The organism is Acinetobacter sp. P1332 (assembly GCF_044057475.1).
GTDB lineage: Bacteria > Pseudomonadota > Gammaproteobacteria > Pseudomonadales > Moraxellaceae > Acinetobacter > Acinetobacter johnsonii.
Genome location: NZ_CP171157.1, coordinates 2,686,000 through 2,700,708, shown reverse-complemented (window position 1 = coordinate 2,700,708; position 14,709 = coordinate 2,686,000). Strand labels below are relative to the sequence as shown.

Genomic DNA, 14,709 nt, shown 5'->3' with positions numbered 1-14,709 from the left:
ACACTTCAATCTTTATTATCTATAATCAAGAACTTAAGCAACTTCGATACCTTGCGCATCAAGATAATTATCTAACTCTTCTGAGTACGCATCATAATCTTGCTCAAACAATGCCTTGCTATAACTTAAACCACTAGGTAATTCAAATTGCTCATCAAGAAAATCATTAAATTCAAGATAGTCCTCGTAACGGTAACTTTGTGTGTAAGAGAGATCAATTTTAAGTAGAAGAAGAAGCAATATATATGATAATCGATCTGTTGTTTGTGCAATAATCTGAGCTAATTCCACTCCAACTGAATAACTCTTTGGAAGAATTTTGCCGTGAGATATCTCACCAACATTATTTCTCATCTCCCCCAGAAAACGTATCCATTGATTAAGTGCTGAAAAATAATTTTCTATGTCGCTTTTTGGCATTACATTTTCAATTGCTGAATGTTCGTAAATGCACTCCTTAGCTTTTTTAAACAAGCGCCCTAAATCCAATAAATTAATATCCTTGGCGTTTTCATACGGTCTAAGTTTTAAAATAATATTTTTAGCTATCGCTTCTATAAATGATTTACTACATTCAATCAGTGTATCTCCACACTGATTAGTTTGTTGATCAATTTGATTTAATAATCTTTCTAAATCTTGCAACCATTTATGTTTAGATGAATGTAGTGCTATAAGTTCTCTGGATTTTTTCATAACAAAACCTATATAAACATCTGCTGCAACAAGCCTTTTTTCCATTGTTTGGTTTGTTCAATTTGCTGTGCGACCATATCAATTTTTTGATCAATTGCAGATAAAAAGTTAGCAATTTTAGTTTGTTCAACAACACATGGAATATGAATTGGAATGATAGCTAGATCACCAGCATTATAAGAAGGGAGAGCTCCCACCTGAACAAAATTAGAAAACTTAATAGTATCTAAAAATTGCTTAATAAAATTTATATTCAATTTTGGATCAGGTGTAAAAGCCATCATGTTGTTATCTATTAAAAAATTAGTCGCCAAACGTTTACGTTCTAAAAAGACAGCAGCCCCAACCTTAGCAAAAATAATAGACTCATCAAGTATTACCTTCACTTTCATCTCTAGTATTGAATCAGCATCAACATAATTATTGGCCACAACCATTCTTTTTTCATTACCATAAGTATTCATATCTGAAACTTTGAAAAAAGGAACGCCTGTTTTTCCACCTTGGTATTTTTCTGGAAAACCCTGCCCAGATTTAAAAACCCCAAGGCTGCCCAGAGTTTTCTCCTCCCACTCCCCAAACTCACTACCATCATCCGCTTTAAAACGAATCTGCTGGCTAAACAGCTTTTGCATCATGCCTTGTTTATATTGGCTGAGTAGCTGATGTTTTTGCGTGAGTTGGCTGATCTTTTCATCGACTGCGGAAAGAAAAGAAGCGATTTTGGTTTGTTCTTCTTTTACTGGATATTTAAGTGGAAAAGCTAGTACATCACTTTTCGTAATATTTGGATCTTTACGGCTACTAGCTGCAAAGTTTTTCCAATCATCAACCTTATGGTTTAGAAAGGTTAGAAGAAAATACGAATCAATTTTTTCGTTAGGATAAATCGCTGATAATGCTTGATTACAGGCAGCCTCATGTACTAAAAGCCCAGTCCGACCGATTTGATTAAAACCACCATACATGGCTACAAAAACAGTCCCCTTAGGTAATATTTTTACAGATGTTTCTTTCAAAGCTATTTGAGAAATTTTCTCTTCTGTTTTTTCGATTAAACCGTTATTTAAATCAGTTGTTTTAACCCAAGCGATATCAGCATTTTCAAAAAAACGGTTATCACTGCGCAATGGTGTAGAGCCAGAAGTAACTTGAAAAATTTCTCCAATTTTAGATTGAAACCAATCCCCATCAAACTCTTTAAATCTTAACTTAGGTACAGCCATTACTTCACCTCCGCAAAAGGTGAAACAATGCCTAGCTCTTTGCAGAAATCTGCAATGATGGCATCGGTCTTTTGGCTGTCGTGTTCCAAAGCTTGAAGCTGTTTTGCAATCGCATCTAAATCAATTTCGGCTTCCGCTTCAAAAGTATCCACATAACGCGGAATATTGAGGTTGTAATCGTTATCTTTGACTTCCTGTAAAGTTGCTACATGAGCGTATTTTTCAATATTTTCACGCTTTTCAAATGCCGCAACAATCTTATCCAAATGCTCAGGCAATAACTTGTTTTGGTTCTTCTGCTTTTCAAAATCATTGCTGGCATCAATAAACAGAATATTGCCGCTCTGCTCACGGCTTTTCTTCAACACCAAAATACAGGTCGGAATTGAAGTGCCATAGAAAATATTGGCGGGTAAACCAATAATTGCATCCACCACGTTCATCTGTTCAATCAAATACTGACGAATTACACCCTCGCTCGAACCACGGAACAAGACGCCATGCGGTAACACCACCGCCATGGTGCCGTTGTCATCCAGTTGATACAGCATGTGCTGTACAAACGCCATATCGGCTTTAGAACTTGGCGCCAGTTTGCCATACGCAGCAAAGCGTTCATCTTGTAAAAATAACGGATCGGCAGACCATTTTGCAGAGAATGGCGGATTCGCCACCACCGCATCAAACTTTTTATCTAAATGCTGCGGACGAGTTAAAGTATTTTCCTGCTTAATATCAAACTTGGCAAAATGCACATCATGCAGAATCATGTTCATTCGCGCCAAGTTGTAAGTAGTACGATTCATCTCCTGACCGTAAATCATATCGACATCTTTCACTTCACGTTTTACCCGCAGCAATAACGAACCTGAACCGCAGGTCGGGTCATAGACTGAACGTAAACGCGCTTTGCCTTGGGTGACAATCTTTGCCAGTAGAGTCGATACCGTTTGCGGGGTATAGAATTCTCCTGCTTTTTTGCCCGCACCTGAGGCAAACTCACCAATCAGGTATTCGTAGGCATCGCCCAGTACATCGGCTTCGGTATTACTAATATCAAAATCAATATCATCTAAATGACTCAGGACTTTCGCCACCAGTGCATTACGGTCACTGGCATTATTGCCGAGCTTGGTCGAGTTTAGATCCAAATCTTCAAACAGGTTGGCAAAGTCATCGGCAGAGTCAGTACCTAACGTGCTTTGTTCAATCGATTTTAAGGTCGCAGTTAAATCATCCAGAATGAATTCGCCCTGACGACCACGCTCGGCTAAGGTATGGAATAGCTGTTTGGGTGTGAGCGCATAACCGACTTCGGCAATGGCATTCTTTTTAATTTCTTCGATGTATGGCACATGCTCAGCATTATTTTCATCTAATTCTAAAAAGCTGACCTCCTCACCATCGAGCAATTCATTGGCAAAGTTCACCGATTTTTCTGATAAATATTTAAAGAAAATAAAACCCAGAATGTAATCACGGAATTCATCGGCGCCCATGGTGCCGCGCAAAGTATTGGCAATATTCCAAAGTTGTTTTTGTAATTGTTGCAGTTGTACTTGGGTCATTGTTATGCATGTCCGATGAAATGAATAAAACATGACTAGTGTACCGAAAATTAAAGTTTTTTCAGCAAAATTGGAAATAGAAAGACAAAATTTGTCGCACTAAATGTATATCAATAATATTGATATATAAGGTTTTATTTGGATTTTAAAAGATTAACAGGCTCAACTATCATAATTTAAATTAAGGCTTATATCAAAATTACAGATGTTTGAAAAAATAGTTATAAGTAAAATAAATAACAAGACGGTTTGTTAAAGTTGGTTATATTCAACATCAATATACGCATTAATTAATGTCCAATCTTGAGTTTTTGAAATTTCACGTGGAAGCTCTGCTTCAAAGGATTCATAAAAATATCTACGCATACAATACTCAGTATAAGAATCCGCATAGGTTTCATAACGCGCGATTATTGTTAAGTCCATCACAGGCATTTGTGCTTGATCCCATCGTTGTCTTTTCCGACTGAAAAAGAATAGTTTCCCGAAGGTATATAAACGTCCCGCCTGCTGTCGATTGCCTCTGAATACTGCATAAACTTTAAAATAATTCTGCCATGCAAGAAGATCATTGAGCGCCTTAGTCTGATCTTTTTGGGAAATCACTCGATTGAGAATTTGGGTTAATTCTTTTTTTTGTTTCTCTATTTCAGATTTCTTAAATCTCCACGTCCATGAGAAATTCTTATTATTTTTACGGTAAAACTTAGTCTGATGTTCAGCATACTTTTTATGGCTTAACCGTACTAATTCAGCCTCACATTTCCCAAAATCTAAGCATAGATAAGGTTTATTCAATATGAAATTAAATTGTTCATTGTCTTTATAGTATTGACGGATAAAAGTTAATTCTTGCCCGACTGTAATTTTGTCCCAGATGACAGGTTCAAGTTCAGCAATTTTATCTTTTGATGTATATGCTGATATGGTTGTTGAAGTCACTTTGCCTATGGTTTCTTTGCTGTGACGATGGCTATTAGGGGTTTTGATCAACAAGACAAATAACCATGCATCTTTATAAAGAATGTCTTGAACAATGAGATCAGCAACAGGTAATCCTTGTTTTAGTCGATATGTTCTTTGCCGACTGGTTAAATTTAATGAATATCGTTCGGTTAATTTATGAATAATCTTTTCAATATCAATTTTACCTAACTCAGTTTGCACTATAAATTTGCAGTAAAAATATGATCCTCTTGTGACCTTATCTTGAATTTTTTGTGCGGTGTATTTTGTGTGGGGGCTGTAATCAATCATTCTACGTCATCCAACTATGCACTTTTAATGTCAATCAACAATCCACCTAAATCCAAATTTTTTCATTCATTTTTGAATTGTTCATCAACAATAATTTTCTCTACATTTCCCATTTTGCTGAACGCGTCAGCAATCAGCATTGATCAAATTGCGCTAGCACTGTCACCTCACGTTGTAAGGTGACAATAAAGTAGTTCCTAGTGCGCATTAAGAAACTTAATCAGCAAATCTTATACTTGTTTAAATAATATATCAATAATATTGATATATTAAATTTATTCTGGTAATATGACGGCATATCAATCGAATTGTGGATTGACCATCCATTCCAACTTTCTTTTTTTGAAGTTGTTTGAATGGCTGACCACCATTCAAAAACTTTGATACATATTGCCCTGAGTATAAGACTAACCATCTTCATACTGCCGATGTAGCGGACTGCTGGGGAAACCTCGCTCGGTACGTTGCAACGGGGGCTAGAGGATTGCAATATCCTTTTTCTATCCGTTCATTCACTTTTTAAGAGTTCCAAGCAAATAAAAAGTGGTTGGGCGACAAGGAAACGGGAGCCTATAAGCGATTTATCGTGAAATGGTCATTTGGTTAGTAATAGCCAAGTTAGGTGTGAAATTATGAAAATAGTGGAACATTGAAACCCTGTTCAAAGTGATACAGTTAGGAGCAGCATAGGATGTGCGATAGTCTCCGTTAATAGCTGAATGTGTATGCTTGATCGAACAAGTTTATTTACTTGGAAAAGTATGCTCATTTCCAATCACGATGGCTGCTGAGAGTGCCGTAAGGTACTAGGGCTTTGAGGCTAACGCTGGAAAAGCTGGCACCATTTTGCGCAAGCTGAATGGGTCGCTGGATAGCTTAAACGTGTAACGGCATTAATCGATAGATGCTGATTGGAGTGTAAGAGTTTTACCCTTTACAAAGTTGTGTATACATCATATCCCGATATTTTTTAAGGAACTACGGTCGGGGGAAACAGGAAGCATGTATACAGGCGAGAGGATAAACGGTCTGCACATTAAGACACTTTTGAAATAACTTGGGAAGCACTGAATAAAAAGGCTTAAATTGGTTAAAAGTCTGTTGTATTTTTTTCAGTGTGGGAGCGATGGTGAGTAGCGCATATAAAGCAAGTATTTACTTGCGGAAATTGTGATACAAATCTTAATAGTAAGATTTGTATTAAATGAGATAGCTAGCTTAAAGCGAATCCTAAAACATTTCGATTTTTTTCAGTCGGGATGCTCATTGCGAAAACTTGAGTCGGCACATGCGTGAGCATGTTGGACAATATGTAGAAAAGAAAGGTTAATGGAACACTGGTCGTGTTTCTCAGTCGGGGATTGGTCTCTCTGACTAGGCCGAGATTGGTACAGTGTAAGTATTCTGAAGTTTGGTCACTGATGAAAATATACTTATACGGGTTTGCCTGAGACTTAAATCAGGATAATGCTACACCAGCATGAAAAAATCGTGGCTTGTTCTTCCAGATTAGACAAGCATAAAACTATTGCCTAGCAGTAGAAATATGATATGGAATATGGCCTAAGTCGGCATGAAAAAATTGAACCGCCAGTACAGGCGTAATCATCTGCTCAACAAAGAGCGTTAACAAATGCATTAGGCTCGATCCCTTAGGGACGAGCCTTGTCTTTGAAAGAAGCTAATAATTTAAATTCGCTGTTCTTTGTGGTAATGATATTTTAATCGAAGAAGCTATATCAGCTTGTTAAGTTATTCATAAAATTATTTTTATTTTTTAGTTTGTTAGTAGTATGTTGTAAAATAGGCTAATCGCTTAATTAAAACCTAAATGTGAATAAATCATAAAAAAGGAAAATAAATGTCTAGATGTACAGCTCCTGTTCGAGGCCATAGTTCTGCTGCAGCTGCTGCGGCTTGCCCAGCATGTCGTAACAGATATGGTTCTCGTTCTCGTAGTTATTCTTACTCATCATCATATAGTTCTGGTAGTTCTTATAATGGGTCTAGTAGCACCTATAGTGATTCTAGTAGAGCTGGGGGCAGTGGGAGTTCAAAAAGTGTTTCAAAACCTCGCTGGGCTAAAACAGGCTCCTCTCTTGTATATACGACAAATGAAGTAACATCCCTAACACCTGTCAGAGAGGTAATCGAGAAAAAAGCTTCTGAGCAGCCTGACCTTCGTGATGTGTTTTTATGCCATGCATGGGATGATCGTAAGGAATCTGCTAAACAACTACACGATTTTCTAGAGGCTGCTGGTGTAAAAGTTTGGTTTAGTGAAAAAGACCTTGGTTTGGGTGTTCCAATGATGAGAGCAATTGATAAAGGTTTGGCTAATTCTAAAGTTGGACTCGTTTTGGTAACACCAGCTTTGTTGTCGCGCTTACCTAAAGAAGGTGTAGCAGATAAAGAGCTTTCAACTCTTCTAGCTGGTAACCGTTTGATTCCAATTGTACATAATACAACGTACGAGGCACTTAGAGATGTCAGTCCAATGTTAGCTTCAAGAAGTGGTCTTGATACATCTGAAGATACGTTGGAGATAGTTGCGGAAAAAATAGCTGAGTTAGTTGCGATTTAAATAAAATGCTTTTGTATGGTATTTTGTATGGTGTTTGGTTGAATAAGATTTATTTTAAATTATATCAACTGCTTATGTGTTTAGTTTAATTGACGCCACCGATTAAAGATGATCGCTAATGATCAGGTTTAATCAAAAAAGTGAATAAAAGCCTTGGTTTAGCAATAAATCAGGGCTTTTTTTCTGCCTGTTGTTTATCAGCGTCCGTTATTGTAAGTCATTGATAATTGCTTTCTATCAAATATACTTGTGACACAATAGTGACACGCGTGTAACAACAAGAATGCTTACAGACATCCAAGTTAAAAGTCTTAAACCAAAAGAAAAGCGATATTCAATAGCCGATGGGGAAGGGCTTTCTATTGAGGTTTTTCCTACTGGGAAAAAGAAATGGGTACTTTCATATCGAATTGAAGGAAAGCAGACCAGGAAACAACTGGGTGAATATCCCGAAGTAGGCTGTAAAGAAATAAGAAAAGTTGCACGGGAATTTAAAGCTGAAGTTTCTGGTAAATCAAAGGTCTCACATCATTTAAAACAAGTGTGTGATGAATGGTTTGAATTAATGAGTCCGCAGTGGTCTAGTGAAAAATATATCAGCACGGTTAAATACCGTTTGGGCTACATCACTGAAGATTTTTTAGAGCTACCTTTAGATGAAATTACTCGCTTTCAGGTTTCATCAAAAGTAAAAGAAATTGTGGCCAAAGGAACATAATGCCGTTGCAGAATCCTTTTTTAGTAGCTTAAAGAAGGAAAGAATTAAAAAGAGAATTTATAAAGCACGCGAAATGGCGCGTGCGGATGTGTTTGATTACATCGAGATGTTTTATAATCGAATCAGGCGCCATTCGCATCTTGATGGGATGAGTCCAGAAGCATTCGAGGCAGCTTCAAAATGAGGCTACTTCAATGTCTAGGATACTGGGAGCAGTCCAAGTCTAACTAGCCCTATTATTTGTGTTTAGTCCGTAAACTAGAGAAAATCACAAAAAATTCATGATCGTATTATTATGCTTTTAGTTGAATTAAAGTTGACTCAAGTTATGTAAATGAGTTGATAGAACTTATTGAAGCTTCATAGTAATTAAAATGAGAATGGCATGAATCAATTTTCTGAAGAAGACTTATCCAGAATTATCGAAATGGCCTGGGAGGATCGAACCCCATTTGAAGCCATTCAATGTGAGTTTGGTTTGAACGAAGCGGCAGTGATCCGCTTGATGCGGCAAAATATGAAACCCAGTAGCTTTAAAATGTGGCGTGCACGTGTGACAGGCCGAAAAACCAAGCATCTGCAGCTGCGTTTACCTGATGTGATACGGGCCTATTGTTCACGCCAATACAAGCGTTTCTAAGTGTTTGATTTTGATTACCGTCTGGACTCACGTTTACATCGTTCAGAACAATATTGTACTTCCTCCCAGCAGCGGTGCCATTTCTTGCGCCAAGTAAAAGGGCGCAAACAATAGATACAGATTTTTTCAGGGAGATGCTGTTTTTTCATCGTTTATAACTCATTGATCTGGCTAAGAAGTTGCTGGGCATGGCTGATAATCTGATGCCGATCTTTAAGTTTATCTAGCTGTCGATAGATCATGCCCATACGTGGATGAGTACGAAATTTAGCCTCATTCCGGATCATAAAATACCAGTACAGGCTATTGAACGGACAGCTATCTAGCTCGGTGCGAGTTTTGACATTGTAGCTACAGTGCTTACAGTAATCGGACATCTTATGGATGTAATTGCCCGAGGCCGCATAGGGTTTGCTGGCCATCAAGCCGCTATCGGCATGCATCACCATACCCAGCGTGTTCGGTAGTTCTACCCATTCATAGGCATCGGCATAGACTGCCAGATACCACTCGCTGATCTGCTGCGGGTCTACACCAGTTAATAAGGCAAAATTTCCAGTCACCATCAAACGCTGGATATGATGTGCATAGGCATGCTGAAAAGTATTACGGAAACACTCAGCCATACAGTTCATCCGAGTACGGCCAGTCCAGTAAAATTGTGGCAATGGTGCTGAGTGCTGCAGTGCATTGCGGCTGGCATATTCTGGCATGTACAGCCAGTAAATTCCGCGAACATATTCGCGCCAGCCGAGAATTTGTCGGATAAAACCTTCCACTGCATTCAGTGGTGCATGACCGGCATGGTATGCAGCTTCTGCCGCATCACAGACTTCTTTAGGTAGTAGCAGACCACAGTTCAGATAAGGTGAGAGCAGGCTGTGAAACAGCATGTCTGAGTCTTGAACCATGGCATCTTGATAATCGCCAAAATGTGGCAAACTGTGGGTAATGAAATGCTCCAGTGCAAGCAGAGCATTGCTACGTGTGGTGCCCCAGCGGAAGTTGTCAAGGCTGCCAGAGTGACGGGAAAATTCACGTTCAACCAATTCAAGCACATCCAGATCAATCTGATCGTGTTCAAAGTGAAGTGGTGCAGGCAAAGGGGGATTGCCAGCCCAGGCCTTACGATTGGCGCTGTCATAGTTCCACTGTTCTCCAAACGGCTGCTGTCCCTGCATCAAGTAACCGGTTTGCTTGCGCATTTCCCGGTAAAAATATTCCATACGCAGTGTCTGGTAGCGGCTGGCCCAGTGCTGGAACTGCTCTGGACTACAGAAAAAACGTTCATCATTCAGGCACTGCACTGGCAGTTGCAGATGCTTGCTCCAATGCTGTTCAATTTGCTGCTGTAAACGATATTCTCCGCAGTGCGTAATGACCAGTTCTGTGACTGGTAAGAGTTGCTGTTGTGACTCTACGAAATCCAGCAGGCTACGAATCGGACTATCAGATTTAAAAGCATGGTAACGTACACGCCAGCCTTCTGCTTTGAGTTCTTTGGCAAAATGACGCATGGCGCTAAAAATCAGGGCAATTTTCTGCGGATGATGGGCGACATAAGTGGCTTCCTCAACAACTTCGGCCATCAGGATCACATCCCTGATACGATCTAGCGCTTTGAGCGTAGCAAGCTGATGATGAAGCTGGTCACCCAGAATTAAACCGAAACGCATAGCCATTCCAGACCCTATGAAAGATAGCGCAGTGTAAGTCAAGACAGTTCAATTTTTTGTGAAAATAAAGATCATTCTGCATGTTGAATCAATCCAACTCGACCAGATGGCCCGCTGACATCGCACAGAAATGATGGGTACTGCTATAACAAAATATTCATCCCTACAATGCTAAAGCCAGTTGATGAAACTCGCTTTACATGATTTCTTAATACATGAGTAGTGTGAAAATTATGTGATTTTAATCAAAAAGATAAAAATTATTATGGTTGTAATTAAAGTAGCTCACGCCTAGTATCTGGCTTGAAGTTACTCCATGTGAGCTTCCTTAGTTTTGTCCCATACACCCCTCTGTATGAGATTTTTTTAATCAGGGAATTGTCATGAGCATGCATTCAAAAGCGTATATTTTTAGACAGCAGCAATTGCTAGTGGATGAGCATTTTCAGTTGCCGCAGGTAGAAAGACTGCAGCACGACCTAAACCTGTCGGAAAATGGCGAGATCATTGCTCGTGACCTGAAAGAAGACGAACCGGTGCCGGAAGGTTATCAGCTGGTTCCAATCCGGCAACTGGTGCAAGTCTGGAGCAGACCGCAGTTTGAACAGGCCAGCCGTGCGGTACAGTTACTGGAATGGCGCCGTAACCACCGCTTTTGCAGTAAATGCGGTCACGCCACCCAGCAGCACGTCAGTCACTATGCCATGGTCTGTCCATCCTGTGGCTATAACCAGTATCCGCGGGTGAATCCTTGTGTGATCACTATCATTACTCGGGGTACAGATGAAATTCTGCTGGCAAAAAATGCCCGCAACAAAACCCAGATGTACAGCCTGATTGCCGGATTTGTCGAAGTGGGCGAAACCCTGGAGGAGGCGGTACGCCGTGAGACGATGGAAGAAGTGGGGCTACAGATCAAAAACATTCAATATCTGGCTAGCCAGCCGTGGCCGTTTCCTAGCAATCTGATGATGGCCTTCAAGGCCGAATATCATGCAGGCGAGATTCAGATTCAGGAAAATGAACTCAGCGATGCGCGGTTTTTCAAATTTGATCAGTTACCCGAGATTCCGTTCAAGGGCAGTATTGCTTATGCCATGATTCAGCATGTGATGCATGGCACACCTGTTGCCGATGACAGCAAAGAATGGCTTTGAATTAACCAGTCTGGTTTGACTGCTTAAATTAAGAAAAAAATCAGGAAGTTTATTTTCAATCGGTGTAATTCCCGAGAACCTGAATTTTCCGATGTTAAAGACTTAATTATTGTTTAGCGGATAAACGAATGGCATCTCCACAAAAACTGAATCACAGCATCTAATCTTCACGCTTTGTTCACATTCAGCTGGGTTATGCTAATCCTGAAATCAAACAAGGCTTAAAAATGAAGATGCTATTCAAGTCGGTTTTTTCAGTTACAGCACTGGCCATCATTAGCTTGAGCTTTACTGCTCGGGCTGAAACGGTTGCCCCTCAGGCAGTCAATCAGGTGGATATCCGGCAGTATGCGGGTAAATGGCATGAAATTGCGCATTTACCGATGTATTTTCAGCGTAAATGTGTCTCGGATATCTCGGCACAATACACTGTCAATGCCGATCAGACCATAGGCGTCTTAAACAGCTGCCGGATTGAAAATGGTGAAATGATTAGCTCTGAAGGGGTGGCCTATTCGCAAAATCAGGGCAACAGCAAACTGAAGGTCAGCTTTTTGCCGCCAGGTTTAAGATGGATTCCGTTTACCAAAGGGCATTACTGGGTATTACGCGTGGATCCGGAATATAAAGTGGCGCTGGTCGGTGGACCGAGCACCAAATACCTGTGGATTTTATCGCGCGAACCGCAACTGGATGAAGCCACCTATCAGTCCTATCTGGATACAGCAAAATATTATGGTTATGACATCACAAAACTGATCAAATTGCCGCATTAATCTGTTACCCTTTTGCCGAACTGCTTAGTCTCTCTACAGTTCGGCTTTTTTTATTTCACTTCACATAAAATTCATATCTGACTGATTAGACTCATCAAATAGAATAAAGACAACCGCTTAAAAGTAGGATGAGTCCATGTTGAAAAGCCTGATGCGATGGATAGACAGCTGGTCCATACATACATCGCCTGAAACGCTGACCGCTGAAAACAGCCAGGTTCAGTGGCTCCGGATTTTGCCCTTTATTTTGTTGCATCTGGCCTGTCTCGCCGTGTTCTGGGTGGGGGTGTCATGGTTTGCGCTGGGCTTTATGCTGGCGTTCTACCTGATCCGCATGTTTTCCATCACCGCTTTTTTTCATCGTTATCTGTCACATAAAACTTTTCAGACTTCGCGTCTGGTACAGTTCCTGTTTGTGCTGATGGGTACCATGAGTGCGCAGCGTGGGCCGCTCTGGTGGGCGGCGCATCACCGTTATCACCATCGCTATACCGATACCTTGCAAGACCCGCATTCCTCCACGCATGGTTTTTGGTACAGCCACGTTGGCTGGTTTTTAAATGAATATAACTTTGCCACGCGAAAAGAAGTCATTAGAGATTGGATGAAATATCCGGAACTGATCTGGCTGGACCGTTTCAGTTTAATTGTGGTGCTGCTGACCGCGGGCGGGATTTATGCGCTAGGGGAGTGGCTAGCTATGACCTGGCCGCAACTTGGTACCTCCGGCCTACAATTGCTGGTCTGGGGATTTGTGGTCTCCACTGTGTTACTGCTCCATGCCACTTTGTGTATTAACTCACTGGCGCATCATTATGGCAGCCGGGATTTTGACACGGATGATCACAGCCGCAACAACTTGTTTTTGTCCATCATTACCTTAGGCGAAGGCTGGCACAACAATCACCATTATTATGCCGGCAGTACCCGGCAGGGTTTTTACTGGTGGCAGATTGATGTGACCTATTACCTGCTGAAACTCATGTCTTTGTTCGGGCTGGTCTGGGGACTCAAGCCCATTCCGGCACGTGTCTATGATGTCAGTAAAATTGCCCGGGCTCGAAAACAGAAAAAAGCTGCCAAGACCGGCACTCCGAATATTCATTCAAAGGAATCACCATGAAAATTGCAATTATTGGTTCAGGTATTTCCGGTCTGTACGCTGCCTGGAAACTCAGCAAAGTGCATGAAGTCACAGTCTTTGAAAAGAATAACTACTTTGGTGGTCATACCGATACCCATCAGCTGAATATCGATGGTGAACAGGTTGCGGTGGACAGTGGCTTTATTGTTTTTAATGAGCATAACTATCCGCTATTCTGCGCCATGCTAAAAGAACTTGGGATTCAATCGCAAAGCAGTGACATGGGCTTTTCGGTGAATAATCAGGTCACTGGCTTACAGTACAATCCTTCAAAAAAATTCTCGTTATTGTTCCGACCTCAAAACTTTTTTAATGCAGATTTTCGCGCGATGTTGTCCGATCTGTTCCGTTTCTATGCGGCCAATAAAGATATTGATGTTGAACAGGTCGATGCACAGCTCAGTATTGATGCATATCTCAATCGACATGACTATTCCGAAGCCTTTCGTCAGGAACATCTCTATCCGATGTGCGGGGCGCTATGGTCCTGTCCAGTAGAGCAAGCTGGACAGATTCCGTATAAATTTGTGGTGAGCTTTTTTCAGCACCATCGTATGTTGCAGCTGAAAGAGCGACCTTCGTGGCTTACGGTCAAGGGTGGATCAGCTCGTTATGTTCGTGCCATTCAGGCCCAATCGAATATGACTTTCCGCAAGACAGGTGTGCTTCATGTATCCCGTAGTGCCAATGATGTAGTGATTGAAACTGGACAGGGCAGTGAACGTTTTGACTGGGTCATTTTTGCCAGCCATGCTGATGATAGCTTGAATTTACTTACAGACCCGTCAGCGCAAGAGCGGGAAGTACTTGGCAAGTTTCGTTATCAGGATAACCATATGGTGGTGCATTCCGATACTCATATCATGCCCAAATCCAGGCGCCAATGGGCCAGCTGGCATGTACATGTGACACCTAGTCGTGCAACCGAATCAACTCCATTCCAGCATAGTGGCATGCATTATGGTTTCAGTTACTGGATGAACCAGTTGCAAAACCTGAATTGTAAAACCCAAATCTTTGCCACACTCAATCCTAACTTTAACCTCGATCCGAAAAAAATATGGGTAGAACGATATTATCGTCATCCAGTATTTGATGCTGCCGCGATTGAGGCACAACAACGTTGGGCCGAGGTCAACGGCCAAAACCGCACCTCCTACTGCGGTGCTTATTGGGGCTGGGGCTTTCATGAGGATGGTGCCCGTAGTGCTGCATGGGTAGTCGATCAGCTATTGAAACAGGCCGAGCAGGCCGCCTAGGAGCACAT

12 protein-coding genes and 2 pseudogenes are annotated in these 14,709 nt (G+C 41.0%); 8 read left to right on the top strand and 6 right to left on the bottom strand.

Annotated features, from left to right (window positions below):
* Positions 1-33: 33 nt before the first annotated feature.
* The 4 genes from ACFN7Z_RS13215 to ACFN7Z_RS13200 form a co-directional block, all read right to left on the bottom strand.
* Positions 34-696, bottom strand: a complete 663-nt coding sequence (locus ACFN7Z_RS13215) for an abortive infection protein (protein ID WP_058952539.1) — start codon at positions 694-696, stop codon at positions 34-36.
* Positions 697-704: 8 nt separating this feature from the next.
* Positions 705-1,922 (bottom strand): restriction endonuclease subunit S, encoded by a 1,218-nt coding sequence (locus ACFN7Z_RS13210; protein WP_058952283.1) that lies wholly within the window; start codon positions 1,920-1,922, stop codon positions 705-707.
* On the bottom strand, positions 1,922-3,490 hold the full coding sequence (locus ACFN7Z_RS13205; protein ID WP_058952282.1) for a type I restriction-modification system subunit M: 1,569 nt from the start codon (positions 3,488-3,490) through the stop codon (positions 1,922-1,924). Before ACFN7Z_RS13205 ends, ACFN7Z_RS13210 begins: the two co-directional genes overlap by 1 nt.
* Before the next feature lie 252 nt (positions 3,491-3,742).
* Positions 3,743-4,747, bottom strand: coding sequence for a hypothetical protein (locus tag ACFN7Z_RS13200; protein ID WP_058952281.1), 1,005 nt, complete (start codon positions 4,745-4,747; stop codon positions 3,743-3,745).
* Between the two features lie 1,861 nt (positions 4,748-6,608).
* Between ACFN7Z_RS13200 and ACFN7Z_RS13195 the strand changes: the two genes are divergently transcribed.
* The 4 genes and pseudogenes from ACFN7Z_RS13195 to ACFN7Z_RS13180 all read left to right on the top strand — a co-directional run bounded on the left by ACFN7Z_RS13195 (position 6,609) and on the right by ACFN7Z_RS13180 (position 8,689).
* Positions 6,609-7,331, top strand: coding sequence for a toll/interleukin-1 receptor domain-containing protein (locus ACFN7Z_RS13195; protein WP_026444370.1), 723 nt, complete (start codon positions 6,609-6,611; stop codon positions 7,329-7,331).
* Between the two features lie 283 nt (positions 7,332-7,614).
* Positions 7,615-8,046 (top strand): annotated as a pseudogene (locus ACFN7Z_RS13190) (Arm DNA-binding domain-containing protein); the annotation flags it as partial.
* Between the two features lies 1 nt (position 8,047).
* A pseudogene (locus ACFN7Z_RS13185) lies at positions 8,048-8,233 on the top strand (IS3 family transposase); the annotation flags it as partial.
* 201 nt (positions 8,234-8,434) lie between these two features.
* Positions 8,435-8,689 (top strand): TIGR03643 family protein, encoded by a 255-nt coding sequence (locus ACFN7Z_RS13180; protein WP_058952279.1) that lies wholly within the window; start codon positions 8,435-8,437, stop codon positions 8,687-8,689.
* A gap of 14 nt (positions 8,690-8,703) precedes the next feature.
* Here the strand turns inward: ACFN7Z_RS13180 and ACFN7Z_RS13175 are convergent, their stop codons facing one another.
* Both ACFN7Z_RS13175 and ACFN7Z_RS13170 read right to left on the bottom strand, forming a co-directional pair.
* The gene (locus ACFN7Z_RS13175) at positions 8,704-8,838 is read right to left on the bottom strand and encodes a DUF2256 domain-containing protein (protein WP_081316836.1); all 135 of its coding nucleotides are present in this window, start codon (positions 8,836-8,838) and stop codon (positions 8,704-8,706) included.
* 3 nt (positions 8,839-8,841) lie between these two features.
* Entirely contained in the window at positions 8,842-10,365 is a 1,524-nt protein-coding gene (locus ACFN7Z_RS13170) for a cryptochrome/photolyase family protein (RefSeq protein ID WP_058952538.1), read from the bottom strand.
* A gap of 383 nt (positions 10,366-10,748) precedes the next feature.
* Here ACFN7Z_RS13170 and nudC point away from each other — a divergent pair, with 383 nt between their 5' ends.
* The 4 genes from nudC to ACFN7Z_RS13150 all read left to right on the top strand — a co-directional run bounded on the left by nudC (position 10,749) and on the right by ACFN7Z_RS13150 (position 14,701).
* A complete protein-coding gene (gene nudC, locus ACFN7Z_RS13165) occupies positions 10,749-11,522 on the top strand; it encodes an NAD(+) diphosphatase (protein WP_058952278.1) in 774 nt (257 codons plus the stop codon).
* Positions 11,523-11,749: 227 nt separating this feature from the next.
* Positions 11,750-12,298: a lipocalin family protein gene (locus tag ACFN7Z_RS13160; RefSeq protein WP_058952277.1), complete on the top strand. Its 549-nt coding sequence runs from the start codon at positions 11,750-11,752 to the stop codon at positions 12,296-12,298.
* 136 nt (positions 12,299-12,434) lie between these two features.
* Positions 12,435-13,421, top strand: coding sequence for an acyl-CoA desaturase (locus ACFN7Z_RS13155; protein WP_058952276.1), 987 nt, complete (start codon positions 12,435-12,437; stop codon positions 13,419-13,421).
* The gene (locus ACFN7Z_RS13150) at positions 13,418-14,701 is read left to right on the top strand and encodes an NAD(P)/FAD-dependent oxidoreductase (protein WP_058952275.1); all 1,284 of its coding nucleotides are present in this window, start codon (positions 13,418-13,420) and stop codon (positions 14,699-14,701) included. Before ACFN7Z_RS13155 ends, ACFN7Z_RS13150 begins: the two co-directional genes overlap by 4 nt.
* Positions 14,702-14,709: the final 8 nt, after the last annotated feature.